The 20,634-nt window shown below is 66.3% G+C and carries 22 protein-coding genes; 19 read left to right on the top strand and 3 right to left on the bottom strand.

Features of this window, described 5'->3' with window-relative positions; translation table 11 throughout:
- Positions 1–21: 21 nt before the first annotated feature.
- The 12 genes from fliG (at position 22) to fliR (ending at position 9,797) form a co-directional block, all read left to right on the top strand.
- The gene (gene fliG, locus ACF8NF_RS12995) at positions 22–1,017 is read left to right on the top strand and encodes a flagellar motor switch protein FliG (RefSeq protein ID WP_012202571.1); all 996 of its coding nucleotides are present in this window, start codon (positions 22–24) and stop codon (positions 1,015–1,017) included.
- Positions 1,010–1,900, top strand: a complete 891-nt coding sequence (locus tag ACF8NF_RS12990; protein ID WP_016449320.1) for a FliH/SctL family protein — start codon at positions 1,010–1,012, stop codon at positions 1,898–1,900. Before fliG ends, ACF8NF_RS12990 begins: the two co-directional genes overlap by 8 nt.
- Positions 1,890–3,308: a flagellar protein export ATPase FliI gene (gene fliI, locus ACF8NF_RS12985; RefSeq protein WP_016449321.1), complete on the top strand. Its 1,419-nt coding sequence runs from the start codon at positions 1,890–1,892 to the stop codon at positions 3,306–3,308. The genes ACF8NF_RS12990 and fliI overlap by 11 nt, the downstream gene beginning before the upstream one ends.
- Before the next feature lie 56 nt (positions 3,309–3,364).
- The gene (gene fliJ, locus ACF8NF_RS12980) at positions 3,365–3,829 is read left to right on the top strand and encodes a flagellar export protein FliJ (protein WP_016449322.1); all 465 of its coding nucleotides are present in this window, start codon (positions 3,365–3,367) and stop codon (positions 3,827–3,829) included.
- 3 nt (positions 3,830–3,832) lie between these two features.
- Positions 3,833–5,308 (top strand): flagellar hook-length control protein FliK, encoded by a 1,476-nt coding sequence (locus ACF8NF_RS12975; RefSeq protein ID WP_017403972.1) that lies wholly within the window; start codon positions 3,833–3,835, stop codon positions 5,306–5,308.
- Between the two features lie 254 nt (positions 5,309–5,562).
- On the top strand, positions 5,563–6,135 hold the full coding sequence (gene fliL, locus ACF8NF_RS12970) for a flagellar basal body-associated protein FliL (RefSeq protein WP_016449324.1): 573 nt from the start codon (positions 5,563–5,565) through the stop codon (positions 6,133–6,135).
- Between the two features lie 18 nt (positions 6,136–6,153).
- On the top strand, positions 6,154–7,158 hold the full coding sequence (fliM, locus tag ACF8NF_RS12965) for a flagellar motor switch protein FliM (protein WP_016449325.1): 1,005 nt from the start codon (positions 6,154–6,156) through the stop codon (positions 7,156–7,158).
- Positions 7,148–7,579, top strand: coding sequence for a flagellar motor switch protein FliN (gene fliN / locus ACF8NF_RS12960; RefSeq protein ID WP_016449326.1), 432 nt, complete (start codon positions 7,148–7,150; stop codon positions 7,577–7,579). The genes fliM and fliN overlap by 11 nt, the downstream gene beginning before the upstream one ends.
- A 10-nt stretch (positions 7,580–7,589) precedes the next feature.
- Complete coding sequence (locus tag ACF8NF_RS12955; RefSeq protein ID WP_012202579.1) at positions 7,590–7,925, top strand: flagellar biosynthetic protein FliO; 336 nt, start codon at positions 7,590–7,592, stop codon at positions 7,923–7,925.
- Positions 7,918–8,703, top strand: coding sequence for a flagellar type III secretion system pore protein FliP (fliP, locus tag ACF8NF_RS12950; protein ID WP_016449327.1), 786 nt, complete (start codon positions 7,918–7,920; stop codon positions 8,701–8,703). Before ACF8NF_RS12955 ends, fliP begins: the two co-directional genes overlap by 8 nt.
- A gap of 24 nt (positions 8,704–8,727) precedes the next feature.
- The gene (fliQ, locus tag ACF8NF_RS12945; RefSeq protein ID WP_012202581.1) at positions 8,728–8,997 is read left to right on the top strand and encodes a flagellar biosynthesis protein FliQ; all 270 of its coding nucleotides are present in this window, start codon (positions 8,728–8,730) and stop codon (positions 8,995–8,997) included.
- Between the two features lie 29 nt (positions 8,998–9,026).
- Entirely contained in the window at positions 9,027–9,797 is a 771-nt protein-coding gene (gene fliR / locus ACF8NF_RS12940) for a flagellar biosynthetic protein FliR (RefSeq protein ID WP_012202582.1), read from the top strand.
- Between the two features lie 48 nt (positions 9,798–9,845).
- On the opposite strand, the gene ACF8NF_RS12935 is transcribed toward fliR, so the two are convergent.
- Positions 9,846–10,475, bottom strand: a complete 630-nt coding sequence (locus ACF8NF_RS12935; RefSeq protein ID WP_016449328.1) for a response regulator transcription factor — start codon at positions 10,473–10,475, stop codon at positions 9,846–9,848.
- 39 nt (positions 10,476–10,514) lie between these two features.
- Positions 10,515–11,663: a response regulator gene (locus ACF8NF_RS12930; RefSeq protein ID WP_016449329.1), complete on the bottom strand. Its 1,149-nt coding sequence runs from the start codon at positions 11,661–11,663 to the stop codon at positions 10,515–10,517.
- Positions 11,664–11,782: 119 nt separating this feature from the next.
- On the opposite strand from ACF8NF_RS12930, the gene ACF8NF_RS12925 reads away from it, so the two are divergent.
- The 7 genes from ACF8NF_RS12925 to ACF8NF_RS12895 all read left to right on the top strand — a co-directional run bounded on the left by ACF8NF_RS12925 (position 11,783) and on the right by ACF8NF_RS12895 (position 18,325).
- On the top strand, positions 11,783–12,229 hold the full coding sequence (locus ACF8NF_RS12925; protein WP_016449330.1) for a hypothetical protein: 447 nt from the start codon (positions 11,783–11,785) through the stop codon (positions 12,227–12,229).
- Positions 12,230–12,281: 52 nt separating this feature from the next.
- Positions 12,282–12,644 carry a response regulator gene (locus ACF8NF_RS12920; RefSeq protein ID WP_016449331.1) on the top strand — a complete coding sequence of 121 codons (363 nt, stop codon included), beginning with the start codon at positions 12,282–12,284 and terminating at the stop codon, positions 12,642–12,644.
- Positions 12,645–12,683: 39 nt separating this feature from the next.
- Positions 12,684–14,888, top strand: coding sequence for a chemotaxis protein CheW (locus ACF8NF_RS12915; protein ID WP_047327038.1), 2,205 nt, complete (start codon positions 12,684–12,686; stop codon positions 14,886–14,888).
- Positions 14,889–15,002: 114 nt separating this feature from the next.
- Positions 15,003–15,488 (top strand): chemotaxis protein CheW, encoded by a 486-nt coding sequence (locus ACF8NF_RS12910; protein ID WP_016449333.1) that lies wholly within the window; start codon positions 15,003–15,005, stop codon positions 15,486–15,488.
- 26 nt (positions 15,489–15,514) lie between these two features.
- Positions 15,515–16,405 carry a CheR family methyltransferase gene (locus ACF8NF_RS12905; RefSeq protein ID WP_016449334.1) on the top strand — a complete coding sequence of 297 codons (891 nt, stop codon included), beginning with the start codon at positions 15,515–15,517 and terminating at the stop codon, positions 16,403–16,405.
- A gap of 33 nt (positions 16,406–16,438) precedes the next feature.
- A complete protein-coding gene (cheD, locus tag ACF8NF_RS12900; RefSeq protein ID WP_016449335.1) occupies positions 16,439–17,176 on the top strand; it encodes a chemoreceptor glutamine deamidase CheD in 738 nt (245 codons plus the stop codon).
- Between the two features lie 15 nt (positions 17,177–17,191).
- A complete protein-coding gene (locus tag ACF8NF_RS12895; RefSeq protein WP_034366524.1) occupies positions 17,192–18,325 on the top strand; it encodes a chemotaxis response regulator protein-glutamate methylesterase in 1,134 nt (377 codons plus the stop codon).
- 73 nt (positions 18,326–18,398) lie between these two features.
- Here the strand turns inward: ACF8NF_RS12895 and ACF8NF_RS12890 are convergent, their stop codons facing one another.
- A complete protein-coding gene (locus tag ACF8NF_RS12890; protein WP_016449337.1) occupies positions 18,399–20,276 on the bottom strand; it encodes an ATP-binding cassette domain-containing protein in 1,878 nt (625 codons plus the stop codon).
- Positions 20,277–20,634 lie beyond the last annotated feature (358 nt).

The raw sequence follows: 20,634 nt of genomic DNA, 5'->3' as shown, positions 1-20,634 counted from the left end.
CCAAACACGGATTGCTGAGATATGGACGAACGAGGCCTGAACGACGCCGCCATCTTGCTGGTCTCCCTGGGCGAGGAGGAAGCGGCCGAGGTGTTCAAGCACCTCACACCCAAGGAAGTGCAAAAGCTCGGCGAGACCATTGCGCACATGCGCGGCGTCTCGCGCGAGAAGGTGGACTTCGTCATCAACCGCTTTGCCGATGACGCGGCCGCGCAAAGCCTGCTGGTGGACGACGCCAGCGGCTATGTGCGCTCGGTGCTCAAGCGCGCCCTGGGCGACGACAAGGCCGCGCTGCTGATCGACCGCATCCTGCAGGGCGGCGATGTCTCCGGCATCGAAAGCCTGAAGTGGATGGACCCGCTGTCGGTGGCCGAACTGCTGCGCGGCGAGCATCCGCAGATCGTGGCCGCCATCCTGGTTCACCTGGAGCACGAGCAGGCTGCTGCCGTGCTGATGCAGCTGCCCGAACGCTTTCGCAGCGAAGTCATGCTGCGCGTGGCCACGTTGGAAGGCATTCAGCCGACCGCGCTCAAGGACCTCAACGAGGTGCTGTTCCAGGTGCTGGCCGGCGGCGACAAGATCCGCAAGACCTCGCTGGGCGGCGTCAAGACGGCAGCCGAGATGATCAACAACCTCGGCGGCAATGCCGACGTGGCCGTGCTGGACACCATCCGCAACTACGACCCGGACCTGGCCCAGAAGATCATGGACAAGATGTTCGTGTTCGACGACCTGGTCAAACTGGACGACCGCTCGGTGCAGCTGGTGCTGCGCGAAGTGGTGTCCGAGACGCTGATCATCGCGCTCAAGGGCGGTTCGATGGAAGTGCGCGACAAGATCCTGGCCAACATGTCCATGCGTGCGGCCGAGTCGCTGCGCGAGGACCTGGAAGGCCGCGGCCCGATGCGCCTGTCCGAAGTGGAAGCGCAGCAAAAGGAAATCCTGAAGGTGGTGCGCCGTCTGGCCGAAGAAGGCCAGATCACCATCGGCAGCGGGGCGGAGGACAGCTATGTCTAGTGGGATGAACTCGCGCTTCATTCCCTCCGAGGAGATTGACGAGCGCCAGGTGGTGCAGTGGCGCTTTGGTGCCGTGGACCACATGGGCGGCCTGCAAAGCCTGCCCGGCCTGCCGAACATTCAGGGCGCCCCCGATGCACAGGCTGCACCCGGTGGCGCCGGCATGGCGCGCACACCCGCTTCCTCGTCCGGCTTCCACAGCCTGTCGCTGCCCGGGCGCTCCGATGCGCCCCGGCTGGACGCCGATTCCATGGTGCTGGATGTCGACGCCGACGCGCCAGGCACGGCGGCATCCACCCCCGCCGTGGACGAGGAGCGGCTGCATGAATTGCTGGAGCAGGCACGCGCCGAAGGCCATGCCGAGGGCCTGGAGCAAGGCCGTCAGGAAGCCCGGCAGCAGTGGCAGCAGCACATGGATGACTATGTCTCCGGCACGGGCCGCGAGACGGCGCAGCGCGTGGACGCGCTGCTGTCCGGCCTGGACGCCGGCTTCAAGCAGCTGCAGGCGGATGCGGCGCAGGAATTGCTGAACCTGGCCTGCGACATCGCGCGCCAGGTGGTCCGCCAGGAGCTGCGCAGCCAGCCCCAGGCCCTGCTGCCCGTGGTGCGCGAGGCGCTGGACATGCTGGCCTCCGACGGCCGCGCCGCCACCGTGCGCCTGAACCCTGCCGACTTCGCCGTGCTGGACGAGGCGCTGCGCGCCGAGCATGGCGCCCAGTCCAAGGTGCAGTGGATCAGCGACGCTGGCGTGGCCCAGGGCGATGTGCGCGTGGAATCGGGCGGTGCCCAGGTCGATGCCGGCATGGACAAGCGCTGGCGCCGCGCCGTGGCCGCGCTGGGCCTGGTCTCCACCTGGTATGACGGAGAACGTGATGCCGGTTGATGCCTCCCTGGCCGACGCCGGCAAGCCCTGGCAGCAGCTGCTGTCCAATGCCCGCGCCCGCCTGCACAGCGACATTCCGCTGGAAACCCACGGCACGCTCACGCGCCTGACCGGCCTGGTGCTGGAGGCCACGGGCCTGCAGGTGCCGGTGGGCTCGCAGTGCTGGATACGCCAGGCAGGCCAGGACCCGGTGCTGGCCGAAGTCGTCGGCTTTGCCGGCGAGCGTGCGTTCCTGATGCCTGCGGGCGACATCCAGGGGCTGTCCAGCGGCGCCATCGTGACGCCGGCCGAACCCTTTGTCGCCCCGCTGCGCTTTGGCGACGGTCCCGAAGAGCCCGTGTCCATGGCGGCCGGCGTGTTGCGCCTGCCCATCGGCAGCGGCCTGCTGGGCCGTGTCGTGGATTCGCAGGGGCAGCCGCTGGACCATGGCGGGCCGCTGGCCGACGTCACGGCCGATCTGCTGGACCGCAACCCCATCAACGCCATGGACCGCGACCCGGTGCGCGAGACGCTGGACACCGGCGTGCGCTCGCTCAACGCCCTGCTCACCGTGGGCCGGGGCCAGCGGCTGGGCCTGTTCGCAGGCTCGGGCGTGGGCAAGTCCGTGCTGCTGGGCATGATGGCGCGCTACACCCAGGCGGACGTGATCGTCGTCGGCCTGATCGGTGAACGCGGCCGGGAGGTCAAGGAGTTCGTCGAGGACATCCTCGGCGCACAGGACCGCAGCCGCGCCGTGGTGGTGGCCGCGCCGGCCGATGCGCCGCCGCTGCTGCGCATGCAGGGTGCCGCCTACGCCACGGCCATCGCCGAGCATTTCCGCGACAAGGGCCAGCATGTGCTGCTGCTCATGGATTCGCTGACGCGCTATGCCATGGCCCAGCGCGAGATCGCGCTGGCCATTGGCGAGCCACCGGCCACCAAGGGCTATCCGCCGTCGTGCTTTGCCAAGCTGCCGGCCCTGGTCGAGCGCAGCGGCAACGGCCTCAACGGCGTGGGATCGATCACGGCCTTCTACACCGTGCTGTCCGAGGGCGACGACCAGCAGGACCCGATCGCCGATGCGGCACGCGCCATTCTGGACGGCCACGTCGTGCTGTCGCGGGCGCTGGCCGAGTCGGGCCACTACCCGGCCATCGACATCGAGCAATCGGCCTCGCGCGTGATGCACAACGTGGTCTCGCGCGAGCACTTCGAGCTGGCGCGGCGCTTTCGCGCTGTCTATTCGCGCTACCAGAAGGGCCGGGACCTGGTCCAGGTCGGCGCCTACATGGCGGGCTCGGACCCGCAGATGGACGAGGCGATACGGCTGCAGCCGGCCATGGCGGCCTTTCTGCAGCAAAGCATGTTCGAGTCGGCTTCCATGGACGAGAGCATCTCGGGCATGGCCGCCGCGCTCGGTGGTCAGTGATGCGGTGACGCGGCACTGAGATAACGCAACAGCGAACACAGGGAGGAAAACCCGGTATGTCGTCCTTGAATGCCTTGATGGTGGCCATCGATGCCGCGTCGCGCAAGCGTGACGAGGCGCGCCAGGCGGTGCAGGAGCGTCAGCGCTCGCAGCAGGCGGCGCAGGCGCAGATGGACCAGCTGCAGCACTACGTGCAGGAAATGCAGGCACGCTGGGGCGTGCAGCAGAACCAGTCCGTGCAGCCCGAAGTCATGTTCCACCAATACCAGTTCATGGACCGCCTGCAGCACGCCATCGGCCTGCAGACACGGGTGCTGGCCGACCTGGCCATCCGCCTGGAGGCCGCGCAAAAGGCCTTGATGGCCTGCGAGCTGCGGGTCAGCAGCCTGCGCAAGGTGGTCGAGGTGCGCCGCCGCGACCTGGCGCTGGGCCAGATGCGCCGCGAGCAAAAGGAAACCGACGAACGTGCGGCCATCCAGTTTTTCCGCCGCAGCTTCGGGCTGACATTCCAGGAGGCTTGACGCATGTCCACCAACCAGATCGAACAGCGCGCCGACGCGCGCAGCGCCATGCAGCGCACCATGGAGGGCGTGCGTTCCGCGCGCGCGGCGCAGCCGCCGTCCAATGAGCAGGCCGCAGGCTTTTCCTCGCTGCTGGCCGCCATGGATGGCATTGGCGGACTGCCGGACCTGGGCCAGGTCCTCGGCGATGAGGGGGCCGGCGCACTGGCCAGCCTCAAGGGTGCAATTCAGGGCAGCCTGAAGGATCCGGCTGACCTGTCCGGCCTGGCGCAGGGGCTGCTGCAGACGCAATTGCCGCTGCAGCCCCAGGCGGAGACGGCCGATATGGCCACTTCCGCGCAGGCCGATGCCATGCTGCTGGCCGCCAACGGCCAGGCGCCCTGGCTCAGCCTGGTCGGGCAGACCGCCCACCTCGATGGCAAGGGCGACCGCGACATGCTGCAGGGCGTGGCGGGCGACTGGTTGTCTGGCCGGGGCAGTGCCGCCATGCTGGCCTTGCGCCAGGAACAGGGCGTGGTGGCGCATGCCGCCTTCATGGCGCCGCAACCTGCAGCGGGCGATGCCGCAGGCGCGGCGCTGGCCGCGAACGCCAACACGGCGGCGCTGGCTGGCGCAGTGGATGCCGCTGCAGCCGGCACGCCCGCCGATACCGCTGCGCGCCAGGGCGCTCAGGCACAGACACAGGCGGCCGATGTGCTGGCCGCCGTGCAGTCCGACGCGGCGCTGACGGCCGCCGCAGCGCGCACGGCATCTGCAGCCCAGGCCACGCATGAGCACACACCCCAGGCACTGGCGCCCGGCGTGCGGCAGGACGCGGCCCTGGCGTCGGGCATTGCGCTCAACGGCATGGCGGCGGTGCGGCCCGCGGAATGGCGCGGCCTGTTCGAGCGGGCCCGCGAAGGTGGCACCGGCTCCGCAGAGTCTGCCGCCAACGGATTGCATGGGGTTGCAGCCGCCGTGGGCGCGGCCCACGCCGGCCAGTCCCTGGGACAGCAGGCCGCCGGACACAATGGCGCAGCCTTGGCCCAGCCCGATGCCCAGGCACAGCCGGGCAACTCCACCGAGCGCGAGCAGCAGGTGTCCGAGCAGGTGGCCTTCTGGGTGCACAACAAGAGCCAGAACGCCTCGCTGTCTGTCGAGCATGAGGGCAAGGCCATCCAGGTGCAGGTCAGCCTGCAGGGCAACGAGGCCCATGTGCGCTTTGGCGCCAGCGAATCGCAGGCGCGCGAATGGCTGGGCAACGGTGCCGACCAGCTGCGCGAGCTGCTGCAGGCCCAGGGCCTGCAACTGGCCGGCGTCAGCGTGGACGCGGGCGGCCAGTCCGGCAATGGCGAGGCGGGGGGCCGCCAGGGCGCGGATGCCCAGGCGCGCCAGGGCCGCGTGAGCGCCATGGTCGATGCCGCCGGCGTCACGGGCGGCAATGGTGCCGCACAGGCTGGTGGCCGCGCGGCGGCAGGCGGGGTGGATCTGTTCGTCTGATTCTTCCTGCGCTTCTTGCGGGGCGGCGCATGCGCCGTTTTCCGGGTTTTCAGAACAGGCCGGGTGGCGACAAGCTGCCCGGCCTGTGGCGTTTGGGGGCCATCAAGCCAGCGAGAAACCGGGGTTTCATGCGCTTATTCAGGCCATGGCCCGAGGTCCAATCGCCGAATAATTCCTGCCATGGGCCTGCTGCGTCATGGCGCCGCGCATGATGCGCGAGCGCGTGGCGGTCCCGCTCACCCAGAGGAATTCCAGTGTCTGCCACACCCAATGCCGCCAACAATGCAGCTCCCGCCCCGGCCAAGGGCAAGAAGCTGATCGTGCTGATCGTCATCATCGCCGTCCTGGCCATAGGCGCGGCCGCTGCCTTCATCCTGCTGTCCAAGCGGCACAGCAATGCCGATGAGGAGGAGGGCGGCTCCAGCAAGGCGGCCGTCACGGTTCCCACCTTCCTGCCGCTGGACAGCCTGGTGGTCAATCTGTCCGACCCGGGCGGCGACCGCTTCGTGCAGATCGGCATCACGCTGGAGCTGGCCGACGAGAAGACGGCCACTACGGTCAAGCAGTACCTGCCCAGCATCCGCAACGGCATCCTGATGCTGGTGTCCCAGCGCACGGCCGAGGAGTTGCTGGAGCGCGACGGCAAGGAACGCCTGGCTGCCGACGTGCTCAACGAAGTGTCCGCACCGCTGGGCTACGGCAACCAGGCCAAGGCCAAGAAGCGCAGCCGCGACGAGGATGCAGAGGACGAAGATGGCGAGCGCCGCCGCTCCCCTGGCAAGAACCCCGTGCGCCGCGTGCTGTTCTCCAGCTTCATCATCCAGTAACCGGGGAGGCAAGGCGCCATGAGCGATTCGTTTCTCTCCCAGGAAGAAGTCGATGCCCTTTTGGAGGGCGTGACCGGCGAGAGCCAGAAATCCACGACCGAGGAGGTCGAGGCGGGCATCATCCGCCAGTACGACATCTCCAGCCAGGAGCGCATCGTGCGCGGGCGCATGCCGACGATGGAGATCGTCAACGAGCGCTTTGCCCGCAACTTCCGCATCGGCCTGTTCAACTTCATCCGCCGCAGCCCCGAGGTGTCGGTGGGCACGGTGTCGGTGCAGCGCTACAGCGCCTTCCTGCGCGAGCTGGTGGTGCCCACCAACTTCAACATCGTCGCCATCCGCCCGCTGCGCGGCAGCGGCCTGGTGGTCTGCGATCCCTCGCTGGTGTTCGGCGTCATCGACACGCTGTACGGCGGCACGGGCCGGCTGCAGACGCGCATCGAAGGGCGGGATTTCTCGCACACCGAGCAGCGCGTGATCAACCGCCTGGTCAACGTGATCTGCGAGGAATACAAGAAGGCCTGGCACGGCATCTATCCGCTGGAGCTGGGCTACCAGCGCTCGGAGATGCAGCCGCAGTTCGCCAACATTGCCACCCCCAGCGAAATCGTCGTGTCCACGGCCTTCCAGCTGGAGATCGGTGACATCTCGGGCTCCATCCACATCTGCATGCCCTATGCGACGCTGGAGCCCATCCGTGATGTCCTGTACTCCTCCACGCAGGGCGACTCCATTGAAGTGGACCGCCGCTGGGTCAAGGTGCTCAAGCGCGAAATCCAGGCCGCCGAGGTGACCCTGGTGGCCGAACTGGCGCGCGCCGACGCCACGGTGGAGCAGCTGCTGGCCATGCGCCCCGGCGATTTCATCGAACTCGACCGCGAGCCGCTGATCCGCGCCTCCATCGGCGGCGTTCCGATTTTCGAGTGCCAGTACGGCACTCACAACGACAAGTATGCAATCCGTGTCGAGCACTGCCTGCGCGGTGCCGATGCTGGCTGGATGGGAGAAAACAATGGCAACTGAAGACACGCAAAAGCCCGCTGGCGACGATCCGTTCTCGGGATGGGCAGAGGCATTGGACGAGCAGCGCGAGCGCGACGCCAAGCTGGAGGCGGAACAGGGCGGCCCGCTGACGGGCGAGCCCGTGCGCCCCTACGCCGGTGGCGGCGACGTGCCGGTCAACGACATCAACATGGTGCTGGACATCCCGGTGCAGCTGTCGGTGGAACTGGGCCGCACCAAGGTGCCGATCAAGTACATCCTGCAGCTGGCCCAGGGCTCGGTGGTCGAACTCGACGCACTGGCCGGCGAGCCCATGGACGTGCTGGTCAACGGCTACCTGATCGCCCAGGGCGAGGTGGTGGTGGTCAACGACAAGTTCGGTATCCGCCTGACCGACGTGGTCACGCCGTCCGAGCGCCTGCGCCGGGTCAGCCGTGGCTGAGAGCGCCGGCATGGGCCCGCTGTGGCCGACCCTGCTCACGGTCGTGGCCCTGGTCACGGCCATGGCTGCTCTGCCCTGGCTGCTGCGCCGCTTTCAGCAGCGCACGGCTGCGCTGCGTGGCGCAGCCGGCCTGCAGTCGCGGGTGCTGGGCGCCGTGGGCGTGGGCCCGCAGCAGCGGGTGGTGACGGTGGAAGTGGGCGAGGGCGCGCAGACCGTGCGGCTGGTGCTGGGCGTCACGGCGCAAAGCATCCAGTGCCTGCATGTGCTGCAGGCCCCGGCCCCTGCTGATTTTTCGGCTGCGATGGCGCAAGCGCGCAGCCTGCCTGCGGACGGTGCGAATGTCTGAATATTCCTGCAAGCGCCCGGCGCGCACGCTGAGCCAGGCCGCCGGCGCCGCAGCGCTGGCGCTGTGCTGCGCCACGCCCCTGGCCTCCTGGGCGCAGGGCGCGCCCGCCAGCCTGCCGCTGGTCATCGGCCAGGGCAGCGGTGGCACCAGTTTTTCGGTGCCCATCCAGACCCTGCTGTTCTTCACGGCGCTGTCGTTCCTGCCGGCCATCCTTTTGATGATGACGGGCTTCACCCGCATCGTCATCGTGCTGTCGCTGATGCGCCAGGCGCTGGGCACGCAGTCGGCGCCGCCCAACCAGGTGATCATCGGCCTGTCGCTGTTCCTGACGCTGTTCGTCATGGGACCCACCCTGGACCGCGTGTACCAGGAGGCCTATGTGCCCTACACCACGAATGCCGCGACCTTCGAGCAGGCCATTGAAAAGGCCGAGGCGCCCATGCGCGACTTCATGCTCAAGCAGACGCGCCAGTCGGACTTTGCGCTGTTCGCGCGCCTGGCCAAGCTCGAAGCCGGCGTCACCGCAGAGACCGCGCCGCTGCGCGTGCTGGTGCCGGCCTTCGTGACCAGCGAGCTGAAGACGGCGTTCCAGATCGGCTTCATGATCTTCATCCCCTTCCTGGTCATCGACATGGTCGTGTCCTCGATCCTGATGTCGCTGGGCATGATGATGCTGTCGCCCGTGCTGGTGGCCCTGCCGTTCAAGCTCATGCTCTTCGTGCTGGCCGATGGCTGGAACCTGCTCATCGGATCGCTGGCGGCCAGCTTCGCCGTCTAGTCCCGTTTTATTGGAAATCCTTCCATGACCTCCCAATACGTGCTCACCTTCGGCCGCGAGGCACTGACCTTGCTGCTCATGATCTCCATGCCCGTGCTGGGCGTGGTGCTGGCCGTGGGCCTGGCCGTCAGTGTCTTCCAGGCGGTGACCCAGGTGCATGAGGCCACGCTGGCCTTCGTGCCCAAGCTCATCTCCGCCGTGCTGGTGTTTGCCATTGCCGGTCCGTGGATGCTGAGCACGCTGGTGGATTTCATCCGCCGCACCATAGAGACCATTCCGCAGGCGGTGGGCTGAGCCCTTCGCCGCGCGCAGGAAACGCCGCCGTGATCACCTTCAGCGAAGCCCAACTGGTGGCCTGGCTGTCGCCAGTTCTCTGGCCGTTTCTGCGCGTGCTGGCCATGTTTTCCGTGGCTCCCGTGTTCTCGCAGCGCGTCATTCCCATGCGGCTGAAGATCGGCCTGGCCTTCCTGGTCGCGGTGTGCGCGCAGCCCGTGCTGGGCGATCAGCCCGTGATCGGCATCAACTCGCCGCAGGCGCTGGGGACGCTGATACAGCAGGTCGGCGTGGGACTGGCCGTGGGCTTTGCCGTGCGCCTGGTGTTTGCCGCCGTGGAGGTGGCGGGCGAGGTGGTCGGCCTGCAGATGGGCCTGAACTTCGCCAGCTTCTTCGATCCCACGACCAATGCCCAGCTCAGCGCCGTGGCGCGCTTCATGGTCCAGATTTCCACGCTGCTGTTCATCGTCATCAACGGACACCTGCTGGTGCTGATGGCCGTGCTCAAGAGTTACGAGGCGTTTCCTGTGGACGGCAGCTTCCTGCAGGCCATCAACCAGATGCGGCTGCACGAGATGGGGGCGGCGGTCTTTGCCAGCGCCTTCTGGATCGCCCTGCCCATGGTCGCCATGCTGCTGTTCGTGAACCTGGTGCTGGGCATCATTTCGCGCGTGGCACCGCAGATGAACATCTATGCCGTGGGCTTCCCGGTCACGCTCACCGTGGGCCTGACGGGATTGATGGCCACGCTGCCGCTGCTCGAGCAGCCCCTGGTCGCCTTGCTGCAGCGCGGCATCGCGGTGTTTGGCACCTCAATGTAAGCAGTTGTGAAAAACAACAGATTTTCCGCTCTGCCGGCCGCAAAAGCCTCAGATCAGCTGGTTGTGGATGGCGTAGGCCGTGAGTTCGGCGTTGCTGCTCATCTGCAGTTTTTCCAGCACGCGCGCCCGGTAGACGCTGACGGTCTTGGGGCTGAGCATCAGCTCGGTGGCAATGTCGGTCAGCCGCTGCCCGGCCGCGATCTTGATCAGCGTCTGCAGCTCACGCTCGGACAGGCTTTCATGCGGCACCTGGGGTGCGGGCTGGGCCAGGCTGTCGGCCAGCATCTGGGCCACTTCGGACGTCAGGTACTTGCGGCCCGTGGCCACCGTGCGCACGGCCTCGATCAGCAGCATCGGATCGCCCGCCTTGTTGGCATATCCCTGGGCGCCCGCCTTGAGGCAGCGCAGCGCGTACTGGTCCTCGGGGTACATGGAGACCATGAGCACCTTGATCAGCGGATGGGTCTCGCGCACGCTGGCCAGGGCCTCCAGGCCGCTGCGGCCGGGCATGTTGATGTCCAGCAGCAGCACGTCGCAGGCGGCGGTGCGCAGCTGCTCACGCAGCTCGGCATAGCTGCCTGCTTCTGCGGTGACGCTGATGTCCACTGCCTCGGCCAGGGTGTCGCGGATGCCCCGGCGCAGCACCGCATGGTCGTCGCACAGCACCACGTGGATCAAAGTCGGCCTCCTGGAAAAAGGGTCACGCCGCCATGGCGTTCAGCATTCATTGCCCGGGATATTAGGGCAAGCGCCGCCATCGTCCAGCGGAATGGAGACGATGACCGAGGTTCCGCGTCCGGCTTGACTGCTGACATCCAGCCAGCCCCGAACGGTGCGCGCGCGCTCGCCCAGACCGCGCAGGCCGAAGGATTCGGGCTTGTCGCGGGCGCCGTCGGCCAGGCCCACGCCGTCGTCCGTCACCTCCAGCGTGAGAAAACCTTCGCGGTCCGAGAGATCGATGTCCACATGGCGCGCCTGGGCATATTTGCCGACGTTGGTCAGCGCCTCCTGGGCCGTGCGGTAGGCCACGACCTGGATGTCGGGCGCGATGTCCATGCTTTCGCGGCTGCTGCGCACACGGGTGGGCACGCCCGTGCGGCGCTCGAAATTCTCGGCCAGCCACTGGACGGCGGCCACCAGTCCCTGGTCCAGCACGGGCGGGCGCAGGTTCATCATGATGCGCTGGCTGGCGCCCAGCGCGTGCTCCAGCATCTCCAGCGCAGCCAGCGCATGCTCGCGCAGCCCGCCCTCGGGCGCATTGCGCGCGATCCAGGCCACGTCGAACTTCACCGAGGTCAGCGAGCCGCCGATGTCATCGTGGATCTCGCGGGCGATGCTGGCGCGCTCGCGCTCGGTGGAGGTCTGCAGGTGCTCGGTCAGGTCGGCCAGGCGCCGCTCGGACGCCGCCAGCTCGGCCGCCGCGCGCCGGCGTGCCAGGCGGGCCTCGTGCACTTCCAGCGCATGCGAGACCACATGGGGCAGGCGCGTGATGTGGTCCTTGAGCAGATAGTCGCTGATGCCTTCGCGCATCACATCCACGGCGGCCGACTCGCCGATGGCGCCGGACAGCAGCACGAAGGGCGGATGCCCGGGCTGGCGGCGAACCAGCTCCCAGGCATCCAGCGCCGTGAAGCCGGGCAGGTGGTAGTCGGCCAGGATGAGGTCGAATGCCTGGTTGTGCAGCGCAGCTGCGGCATCATCGAGCGTGTCGACCACGACAATCTCGCAGACCAGCCCGCCGCGCAGCAGGCTCAGCCGCGCCAGCGCCTGGTCGGCGGCGGAATCCTCGATGTGCAGTATGCGCAAGGGCTTGTGCGGTGGTCTGGCATCCCCGGGGGCGCTATCATGAGATACATTTTGGAACATAAATGCAAATGGTCGTGTACACCAAGGGATGCGCGGCATTCCCGTGAACGATTGACAAGGGTTGGCCGTGCTGCAAGGCACGGCGCACGTTGGGCTGAAACGCTGGTGGTGGAGTAACAATGCAGTCAATGCACAAGCCTTCGGGCGAGCCTGCCGTCCCCATGCCCGTCATGGTGGCCGCAGACCTGCAGGATGCCTTGCTGGTGGCGATGCGCGATCTGCAGCGCCTGGAAGGCCTTCTCAATCACGCAACGCAGAACCTGCTGGACCGTTTCGACGAGACCCATGGCCAGCTGGCCGGCGAGGCGCTAGCCGCCTTGCCCCAGCTCGATGCCGCCCGGTCCACGTTGAGGCTGGCGGTGACCGAGTTGCAGTTTCACGACATGTCCTCCCAACTGATCGCCCATATTACGAAGATTTTGCAAGGCTGCGCGTTCCAGTTGGCCGCAGCCACCATGGGTGTGGACGAGGGAGAGGACGATTCCCTGGGCCTGCCGGCGATACCCGACCGGCCCAATCCCGTCACGCAAAGCGAGATGGATGCCGGCTCGGTCGAACTGTTCTGACCGCTGACCATGCACCCATCCACCTTTTATTGCCCGTCTGTTGGAGCTATACATGCGATCGATTCTGGCTGTTGATGATTCCCCCTCGATGCGAAAGATGGTGGCGTTCACCCTCGCAGGAGCGGGATTTCGCGTCGTGGAGGCCGTGGACGGCGTGGATGCGCTCGAAAAGGCCCAGCTCGAACAAGTCGATCTGGTGCTGGCCGACCAGAACATGCCGCGCCTCGATGGCATCGGCCTGACGCGCAAGCTGCGCGAAAACCCGAAGTTCCAGAACACGCCCATTCTCATTCTCACCACCGAATCCAGCGACCAGATGAAGCAGGCCGGACGCGCTGCGGGCGCCACGGGCTGGCTGGTCAAGCCCTTCGATCCGAACCGTTTGATCGAAGTCATTCAGAAAGTAATGCGTTGAGCCGATAAGTACGGGCAACAGGAAACAGCAGGACCAAAGATGGCGGATCTACACCAGGATGGGGCAGGAGCGGGCGCAGACTTCGACCTGAGCCAGTTCTATCAAATCTTCTTCGAAGAAGCGGCCGAGAACCTCGACCAGATGGAGCAGATGCTGCTGAATCTGGATCTGTCGGCGGCCAACGACGAGGAGCTCAACGGCATTTTCCGTTGCGCGCACTCGATCAAGGGCGGCGCGGCCACCTTCGGCTTTGCCGATGTGACCGAGCTGACGCACCGCATGGAGTCGCTGCTCGACCGGCTGCGCCGGCACGAGATCACACCGATTCCGGAAATGGTCGACGTGCTGCTGGAGTCGGCCGATGCCAGCCGCAGCCTGCTGGCACGCCACCAGGCCGGCAACGAGGGCGAGGCCCTGTCCACCACGGATCTGGTGGCGCGCATCGAGATGCTGGCAGAAGGCCGCAGTGCCGTGCCTGCAACAGCCGCCCCGGCCGCTGCACCGGCACCGGCGCCTGCTCCCGTGGCAGCGCCGGTCGAGGCGCCCGCGCCTGCCGCGCCCGTATCGGGCGGCGCCGTCGGAACGGCACCCGCCAGTGGCGGCCGTTCGCTGCACATCCTGATCGGTCCGCTGGAGCGTCTGGAGATGGCCGAGGCCATCAAGGAACTGTTCCGCGACATTCCCGGCCTGGGCCGCATCGAGGACCTGGCCTGCGATCAGCCGCAAAGCCGCCTCTTTGCCGTGCAGACCTCGTCCACCGACGACGACCTGCTCGATCTGTTCGCCTTCCACGTGGCCAAGGAGCAGGTTCGCATCACGGCAGCCGATGAGGCGGCCGGGGCCGCTCCTGCAACCGAAGCGGTGCAGGTGGCCGAAGCCCCCGTCGCCGAAGAGCATGCCGCGCACGATCCCGACGCCGCCCTGGCCTCGGTCGCCATTCCGCCCGCCGAAGAGGCCTACGGCTTCTTCAACGGTGCACCTGGCATGCCCCAGGCCGACGGCGCGCTGGCCATCCAGCCGGCCGGTGCCGCGGCCAAGCCTGCTGCCAAGACGGCTGCCCAGGCGCAGCAGGCGCAGATGGAGTCGACCAGCATCCGTGTGTCGGTGGCCAAGGTCGATCAGCTCATCAACCTGGTGGGCGAGCTGGTCATCACCCAGGCCATGCTGGCGCAAAACAGCCACGGGCTGGATGCATCGGCCTACCAGCAACTGCTGGCGGGCCTGGCCGATCTGGACCGCAATACGCGCGACCTGCAGGAATCGGTGATGTCCATCCGCATGATTCCCATGTCCACCGTGTTCAGCCGCTTCCCGCGCATGCTGCGCGACCTGGCCGGCAAGCTGGGCAAGAAGATCGACCTGATCACTCTGGGCGAAGCCACCGAACTGGACAAGGGCCTGGTCGAGAAGATCACCGACCCGCTGACCCATCTGGTGCGCAACAGCGTGGACCACGGCATCGAAATGCCCGAGGAGCGCCTGGCCGCTGGCAAGTCCGAGCATGGCACGCTGACGTTGGCAGCCTCCCATCAGGGCGGCTCCATCGTCATCGAGGTGCGCGACGACGGCCGCGGCATGAACCGCGAGAAGATTCTCAAGAAGGCCCGCGAGCGCGGCATGGATGTCTCGGACAGCATGCCCGATCAGGATGTCTGGCAGCTGATCTTCGCGCCGGGCTTCTCCACGGCCGATGTGGTGACCGACGTGTCCGGGCGCGGCGTGGGCATGGACGTGGTCAAGCGCAACATCGCGGCGCTGGGCGGCTCGGTGGAGATCGAGTCCAACCAGGGCAAGGGCATGCGCGTGGCCGTTCGCCTGCCGCTGACCCTGGCCATCATGGACGGCATGTCGGTGGGCGTCAGCGACGAGGTCTACATCCTGCCGCTGTCCTCGGTGGTCGAGTCCTTCCTGGTCAAGGAAGAGGACGTCAACACCGTGGCCAACGGCACGCAACTGGTCAAGGTGCGTGACGAGTACATGCCCGTGTTCGCGCTGGAAAAGACCTTCCGTGTGCCGCGCAGCGACACCAGCCAGTCCAGCAACATCATGGTGGTGGTCGAGTCCGACGGCAGCCGCGTGGCCCTGCTGGTCGACGAGCTGCTGGGCCAGCACCAGGTGGTTGTCAAGAACCTGGAATCGAACTATCGCAAGGTGCCCAACGTTTCGGGCGCCACCATCCTGGGCGATGGCACGGTGGCGCTGATTCTGGACACGGGTGCGCTGGTGCGCCGCGCGCGCCACTGAATGGGACAGGGATACCTGACGACAAACGACGGAGCCGCAGGCAGAGCCTGCGCGCCGCCAAAAACCATGGCTTTCGCCACCACGGCGCGGGCCCGACAGTTGAGGAGCTGAGCAATGAGCGTGATCGCTAAGACTGCAGGCGTCGCCACCGGCGCGCGCGAGTACCTGACCTTCCGCCTGGACCAGGAGGAATACGGCATCGACATTCTGAAGGTGCAGGAAATCCGCGGCTACGAGCCGCCCACGCGCATCGCCAATGCGCCGGAGTTCATCAAGGGCGTGGTGAATCTGCGCGGCACCATCGTGCCCATCGTGGACATGCGCCTGAAGTTCAACTGCTCCCAGGTCGAATACAACAGCTTCACCGTCGTCATCATCCTGAACCTGCGCAACCGCGTGGTGGGCATCGTGGTGGACTCGGTCAGCGACGTGATGGAGCTGGCTCCCGAAGCCGTGCGCCCCGCGCCGGACATCGAAAGCGCCATCGACAGCGGCTGCATCCTGGGCCTGGGTTCGGTGGGCGAGCGCATGCTCATCCTGCTGGACATCGAAAAGCTCATGAACAACGTGGACATGGGCCTGGTCGCTTCGGCCGACTGAGACCCGTTCTTGCACTGAGCGCCCTCATGCGATCCGGTTCTTCCAATGCGGCACTGGCCGCGCGCCCCGTCGCCGACGACGGGGCAGCCAACGGGCCCCTGGCCCAGGGGCGCGAATTCGAATGGTCGTCGCGGGACTTCGCCCGCGTGCAGGCGCTGATCTACCAGCGTGCCGGCATCAGCCTGCACGATGGCAAGCACGCCATGGTCTACAGCCGCCTGTCGCGGCGCCTGCGCGAGACGGGCTACGACAGCTTTGCTACCTACCTGGACTGGCTGGAGTCCCAGTCCGATGGCGTGGAGTGGCAGGAGTTCGTGAACGCGCTGACCACCAATCTCACCGCGTTCTTTCGCGAGCAGCACCATTTCGAGATCTTTGCCCAGCATCTGCGCAGCAAGCCGGCCGGCACGGCCTGGAAGGTCTGGTGCAACGCGGCCTCGACCGGGGAAGAGCCTTACTCCATCGTCATGACGGCCCTGGAAGTGCTGGGCGCCACGCCCAGCTTCCAGTTGCAGGCCAGCGACATCGACTCGCGTGTGCTGGACACGGCGTCGGCCGGTGTCTATCGCGCCGAAAGCATCAAGGGCATGAGCGCCGAGCGCTTGCACCGCTTCTTCCTGCGGGGCAAGGCCGGCAATGCGGGCCTGGTGCGCGTCAAGCCCGAGCTGCGCCGCCTGGTGGAGTTTCTCAACGTCAATCTGATCCGTGACGATTGGCCGTTCCGCGATCCCTTCGACGTGGTCTTCTGCCGCAACGTGATGATCTACTTCGATGCGGCCACGCAGCGCCGCGTGCTGGAGCGCATCCACCGCGTCATGAAGCCCGGGGGCCTGCTGTTCGTCGGACATGCCGAGAACTTCAGCGACTCGCGCGATCTGTTCACGCTCAAGGGGAAGACGGTCTATGAGCGCCGCTGACGCAGGTCCTGCCGCACACAAGGGGGTCTTCCCATGATCGGAGACCGCTCCGCCTTCGCACCGCCCCCGCCGCCTTCGGAGCGCCGCCGCACGCCGCGCATCAACAGCTATACCGCTGCGGACTACCCGGCGCCGGGCGACCCGGTGCCGCGCTCCTCGCTGGAGCAGCTCAAGCGCCAGCAGCGCTACCCCGGCGAGGCGTCGTTCTTCTACTACGACCCGCATTTCCAGCACAACGCCGTCAAGGTGCTGCCGGGCGAATACTTCGTCTCCAACGAGGACGTGATCCTGGTCACCGTGCTGGGCTCGTGCATCTCGGCCTGCATCTGGGACCGCACCATGCGCGTGGGCGGCATGAACCATTTCATGCTGCCCGACGGCGACTCCGCCGATGCGTCGGGCCGCTACGGCTCGTACGCGATGGAATTGCTGATCAACGAAATGCTCAAGCTCGGTGCACGGCGCGAGTCTTTGCAGGCCAAGATCTTCGGCGGCGGCCAGGTGATGCACAACTTCACCACCATGAACGTGGGCGAACGCAATACCGCCTTCGTCACGCAGTACCTGCAGACCGAGCGCATCCCCATCGTCTCGGAGGATGTGCTGGACATCTACCCGCGCAAGGTGGTGTTCTTTCCCGCCAGCGGCAAGGCCATGGTCAAGCGCCTGGCACATGCCCATCCGGAAGAGCTGGTACAGCAGGAATTCACGCGCGGCAATGCAGCCGTCGTGGCACGCAATACGGCAGGCGGCTCGGTCGACCTGTTTTGAGGAAGGTTCAAAGGAATGGACAGGAAAATCAGGGTGATCGTGGTGGACGACTCTGCGCTGGTGCGCAGTCTGCTGTCCGAGATCATCAATCGCCAGCACGACATGGAATGCATCGGCTCGGCCAACGATCCGCTGATCGCACGCGAGATGATCCGCGAGATGAATCCCGACGTGATCACGCTCGATGTGGAAATGCCCCGCATGGATGGCATCGACTTCCTGGGCCGGCTCATGCGGCTGCGCCCCATGCCGGTGGTCATGATCTCCACGCTGACCGAGCGCGGCGCCGAGGTCACCATGCGCGCGCTGGAGCTGGGCGCCATCGACTTCGTGGCCAAGCCGCGCGTGGGCGTGTCCAACGGCCTGCAGGAGCTGGCCGCGCAGATCGTGGACAAGATCCGCGTTGCTGCCGTGGCCCAGGTCCGGCGCCTGCCGGTCGCTCCGCGCAGTGCGGCTCCCGCCACCGGCAGCGCGGTGGCGCCGGTCTCCGCCTCGGCTGGCATGAGCGCGCCGCGCCAGGCTGCACCGGCGTCGCTGCTGGGGCGGCTGTCCACGGAAAAGCTGATTGCCATCGGTGCCTCCACCGGCGGCACCGAGGCCATCCGTGAAGTGCTCACCCATCTGCCGGCCGACTGCCCGGCCATCGTCATCACCCAGCACATGCCGCCGGGCTTCACCACCAGCTTCGCGGCCCGGCTCAACAGCCTGTGCCAGATGACCGTGAAGGAAGCACAGCAGGGCGAGCGGCTGCTGCCCGGCCACGCCTACATCGCACCGGGCGGCAAGCATTTCTCCGTGCAGCGCAGCGGTGCCAACTATGTCGCCGTGGTGGATGACAGCCCGCCCGTGAATCGCCACAAACCTTCGGTCGAGGTGCTTTTCAAGTCGGTGGCGGCCTGTGCGGGCCGCAACGCCTACGGCATCATGCTCACCGGCATGGGTGCCGATGGCGCGGTCGCCATGCGTGAAATGCGCGATGCGGGCAGCTACAACTTCGTGCAGGACGAAGCCAGCTGCATCGTCTTCGGCATGCCGCGCGAGGCCATCGCCCATGGTGCGGCCGACGAGGTGCTGCCCCTCAACCAGATCGCCTCCGCCTTGCTGGGCAAGCTGCGCATAGGTTCGGACCAGGTTCACCACCGCATTTGAGTGCAACGGCCGGTCCTGGCGGCACCCATGAAAAAAGAGCGCCATGCGCTCTTTTTTTTCGTCCGAAGAAAGCTCACTCCGACAGTGCGCTCCAGCGCTCCAGCGCCTCCATCAGCTGCTCATCGATCTCGCCATCGCGCTGATGCAACTGAACGGCGCGGGAATTGTCGCTGGCATACAGCGAACCATCGGCCAAGGCTTCCCGAATGGACTTCTGCTCTGCCTCCAGCGCTGCAATGCTTTCGGGCAACTGATCGAGCTCACGCTGCTCCTTGTAGCTGAGCTTGCGCTTGGGCTTGCCGTCGCTGCGTGCCGCAACGGGCTTGGCCTCTTCCTTGGATGGCTTGGGCTGCGCGGCCTCGGCCAGATCGCGGCTGCGGCGGGACTGATCCAGCCAGTCCTGCACGCCGCCTTCATATTCGCGCCATTGGCCCGGGCCTTCCCAGGCGATGGTGCTGGTGACCACGTTGTCCAGGAAACTGCGGTCATGGCTGACCAGAAAAACGGTGCCGTCGTAGTTCTGCAGCAGGTCTTCCAGCATTTCCAGCGTCTCGATATCGAGATCGTTGGTCGGCTCGTCCAGCACCAGCACATTCGCGGGCCGGGCAAACAGCCGGGCCAGCAGCAGGCGGTTGCGCTCCCCGCCAGACAGCGAGCGAACGGGGGAATGGGCGCGCGCCGGAGAGAACAGGAAATCCGACAGATAGCTCTTCACGTGCTTCTTCTGGCTGCCGATCTCGATCCACTCGCTGCCGGGGCTGATGAAGTCCTCCAGCGTGGCATCCATGTCGATCTGGTGACGCATCTGGTCGAAGTACGCCACCTGCAGATTCGCCCCCAGCCTCACCTGGCCGCTGTCAGGTGCCAGTTCGCCCAGAATCATCTTGAGCAGCGTCGTCTTGCCTGCGCCGTTGGGTCCGATCAGGCCCACCTTGTCTCCGCGCAAAATGGTGGCGGTGAAGTGGGAGACGATGTTCTTGTCGCCAAAGGACTTGGCCACATCCGTCAGCTCGGCCACGATCTTGCCCTGGTAGCCGTCGCCTCGGCCCGACGCAATGTCCATCTTCACGCCTCCCAGCACCTCGCGGCGGGCAGCGCGGTTGGCCCGCAACTGCTCAAGCCGGCCGATGCGGCTCTGGCTGCGCGTGCGGCGGGCTTCCACGCCCTTGCGGATCCAGACCTCTTCCTGGGCCAGCAGCTTGTCGGCCTTGGCATTGATCACGGCCTCCTGGGCCAGCTGATCCTCCTTGGTCTGCTGGTACTGGACGAAATTGCCGGGATACGAGCGCAGCGTTCCACGATCCAGCTCCACGATGCGCGTGGAAACCCGGTCCAGGAAGGATCGATCGTGCGTAATGGTCACCACGCTGCCCTTGAAGTTCAGCAGCAACTCTTCCAGCCACTCGATGGCGTCAAGATCCAGGTGGTTGGTCGGCTCATCCAGCAGCAGTACATCAGGTCTCGCCACCAGGGCCTGGGCCAGTGCCACGCGCTTCTTCATCCCGCCGGACAGGGTGCCCACCACGGCTTCGGGATCCAGGTGCAGCCGCTGCAGAGTCTCCTCCACGCGCTGCTCCCAGTTCCAGGCGTCATAGGCCTCGATCTGGGACTGCAGCGCATCGAGATCCTCGCCCTCGGCACCAGCCAGGTAGCGGTCGCGCACGGCAATCACCTCGGCTATGCCGGCGGATGCCGACTCGAAGATTGTCTGCTCGGGCACAAGCACCGGCTCCTGCGCCACATAAGTAATGCGGATACCGGACTGCGTCTGGACCTGGCCGTCATCGGCCTTGGCCAGTCCGCCAAGAATCTTCAACAAAGAGGACTTCCCTGCGCCGTTGCGACCGATCAGGCCCACACGTTCGCCGCTCTCCAGGGAAAACTGGGCGTGGTCGAGAAGCGCCACATGCCCGAACGCCAGTTGGGCGTCTAACAAAGTAATCAATGCCATCGTGCGCGCATTATCTATGCGGGCCCGATTCCTGGCACAGGCGGCAAGGCCTCACGCCCGTAGCCTGCCCGCTAGGGCAGGCTACGGGCCGATGGCGAAGGGCGTGGTCTCGGTTGCTTTGGCAACTTGAAGGGAAGTTCACGAATTTCACGCCATCGGTAAAAACCCATGCTATAGTTCGATCCCTCGTCGCCACACTGCCTTGCAGACAGCGATGAGTCAGAAAGGTCTTGTAGACAGCGCGAAAAAACGTGCTACAATGCAAGGCTCTGCTGAAGAGGGCGATGCAGATCGCTGGTGTTGAAAAGATCGAAGAAATTTGATTGCAACGACGCTAAAAACTGTGCTAGAATTTAAG

Source organism: Delftia sp. WSY_22, from assembly GCF_043104185.1.
GTDB lineage: Bacteria > Pseudomonadota > Gammaproteobacteria > Burkholderiales > Burkholderiaceae_C > Comamonas > Comamonas tsuruhatensis.
Note: the sequence above shows the minus strand (reverse complement) of the source record. Positions and strands in the feature narration are given on the sequence as shown.

What these genes read in the sequence shown, in the direction of transcription:
- fliG (WP_012202571.1), top strand. Translation starts at nt 22, where the DNA reads ATGGACGAACGAGGCCTGAACGACGCCGCCATCTTGCTGGTCTCCCTG.
- ACF8NF_RS12990 (WP_016449320.1), top strand. Translation starts at nt 1,010, where the DNA reads ATGTCTAGTGGGATGAACTCGCGCTTCATTCCCTCCGAGGAGATTGAC.
- fliI (WP_016449321.1), top strand. Translation starts at nt 1,890, where the DNA reads ATGCCGGTTGATGCCTCCCTGGCCGACGCCGGCAAGCCCTGGCAGCAG.
- fliJ (WP_016449322.1), top strand. Translation starts at nt 3,365, where the DNA reads ATGTCGTCCTTGAATGCCTTGATGGTGGCCATCGATGCCGCGTCGCGC.
- ACF8NF_RS12975 (WP_017403972.1), top strand. Translation starts at nt 3,833, where the DNA reads ATGTCCACCAACCAGATCGAACAGCGCGCCGACGCGCGCAGCGCCATG.
- fliM (WP_016449325.1), top strand. Translation starts at nt 6,154, where the DNA reads ATGAGCGATTCGTTTCTCTCCCAGGAAGAAGTCGATGCCCTTTTGGAG.
- fliN (WP_016449326.1), top strand. Translation starts at nt 7,148, where the DNA reads ATGGCAACTGAAGACACGCAAAAGCCCGCTGGCGACGATCCGTTCTCG.
- ACF8NF_RS12955 (WP_012202579.1), top strand. Translation starts at nt 7,590, where the DNA reads ATGGGCCCGCTGTGGCCGACCCTGCTCACGGTCGTGGCCCTGGTCACG.
- fliP (WP_016449327.1), top strand. Translation starts at nt 7,918, where the DNA reads ATGTCTGAATATTCCTGCAAGCGCCCGGCGCGCACGCTGAGCCAGGCC.
- fliQ (WP_012202581.1), top strand. Translation starts at nt 8,728, where the DNA reads ATGACCTCCCAATACGTGCTCACCTTCGGCCGCGAGGCACTGACCTTG.
- ACF8NF_RS12930 (WP_016449329.1), bottom strand. Translation starts at nt 11,663, where the DNA reads ATGTTCCAAAATGTATCTCATGATAGCGCCCCCGGGGATGCCAGACCA.
- ACF8NF_RS12925 (WP_016449330.1), top strand. Translation starts at nt 11,783, where the DNA reads ATGCAGTCAATGCACAAGCCTTCGGGCGAGCCTGCCGTCCCCATGCCC.
- ACF8NF_RS12920 (WP_016449331.1), top strand. Translation starts at nt 12,282, where the DNA reads ATGCGATCGATTCTGGCTGTTGATGATTCCCCCTCGATGCGAAAGATG.
- ACF8NF_RS12915 (WP_047327038.1), top strand. Translation starts at nt 12,684, where the DNA reads ATGGCGGATCTACACCAGGATGGGGCAGGAGCGGGCGCAGACTTCGAC.
- ACF8NF_RS12910 (WP_016449333.1), top strand. Translation starts at nt 15,003, where the DNA reads ATGAGCGTGATCGCTAAGACTGCAGGCGTCGCCACCGGCGCGCGCGAG.
- ACF8NF_RS12905 (WP_016449334.1), top strand. Translation starts at nt 15,515, where the DNA reads ATGCGATCCGGTTCTTCCAATGCGGCACTGGCCGCGCGCCCCGTCGCC.
- cheD (WP_016449335.1), top strand. Translation starts at nt 16,439, where the DNA reads ATGATCGGAGACCGCTCCGCCTTCGCACCGCCCCCGCCGCCTTCGGAG.
- ACF8NF_RS12895 (WP_034366524.1), top strand. Translation starts at nt 17,192, where the DNA reads ATGGACAGGAAAATCAGGGTGATCGTGGTGGACGACTCTGCGCTGGTG.
- ACF8NF_RS12890 (WP_016449337.1), bottom strand. Translation starts at nt 20,276, where the DNA reads ATGGCATTGATTACTTTGTTAGACGCCCAACTGGCGTTCGGGCATGTG.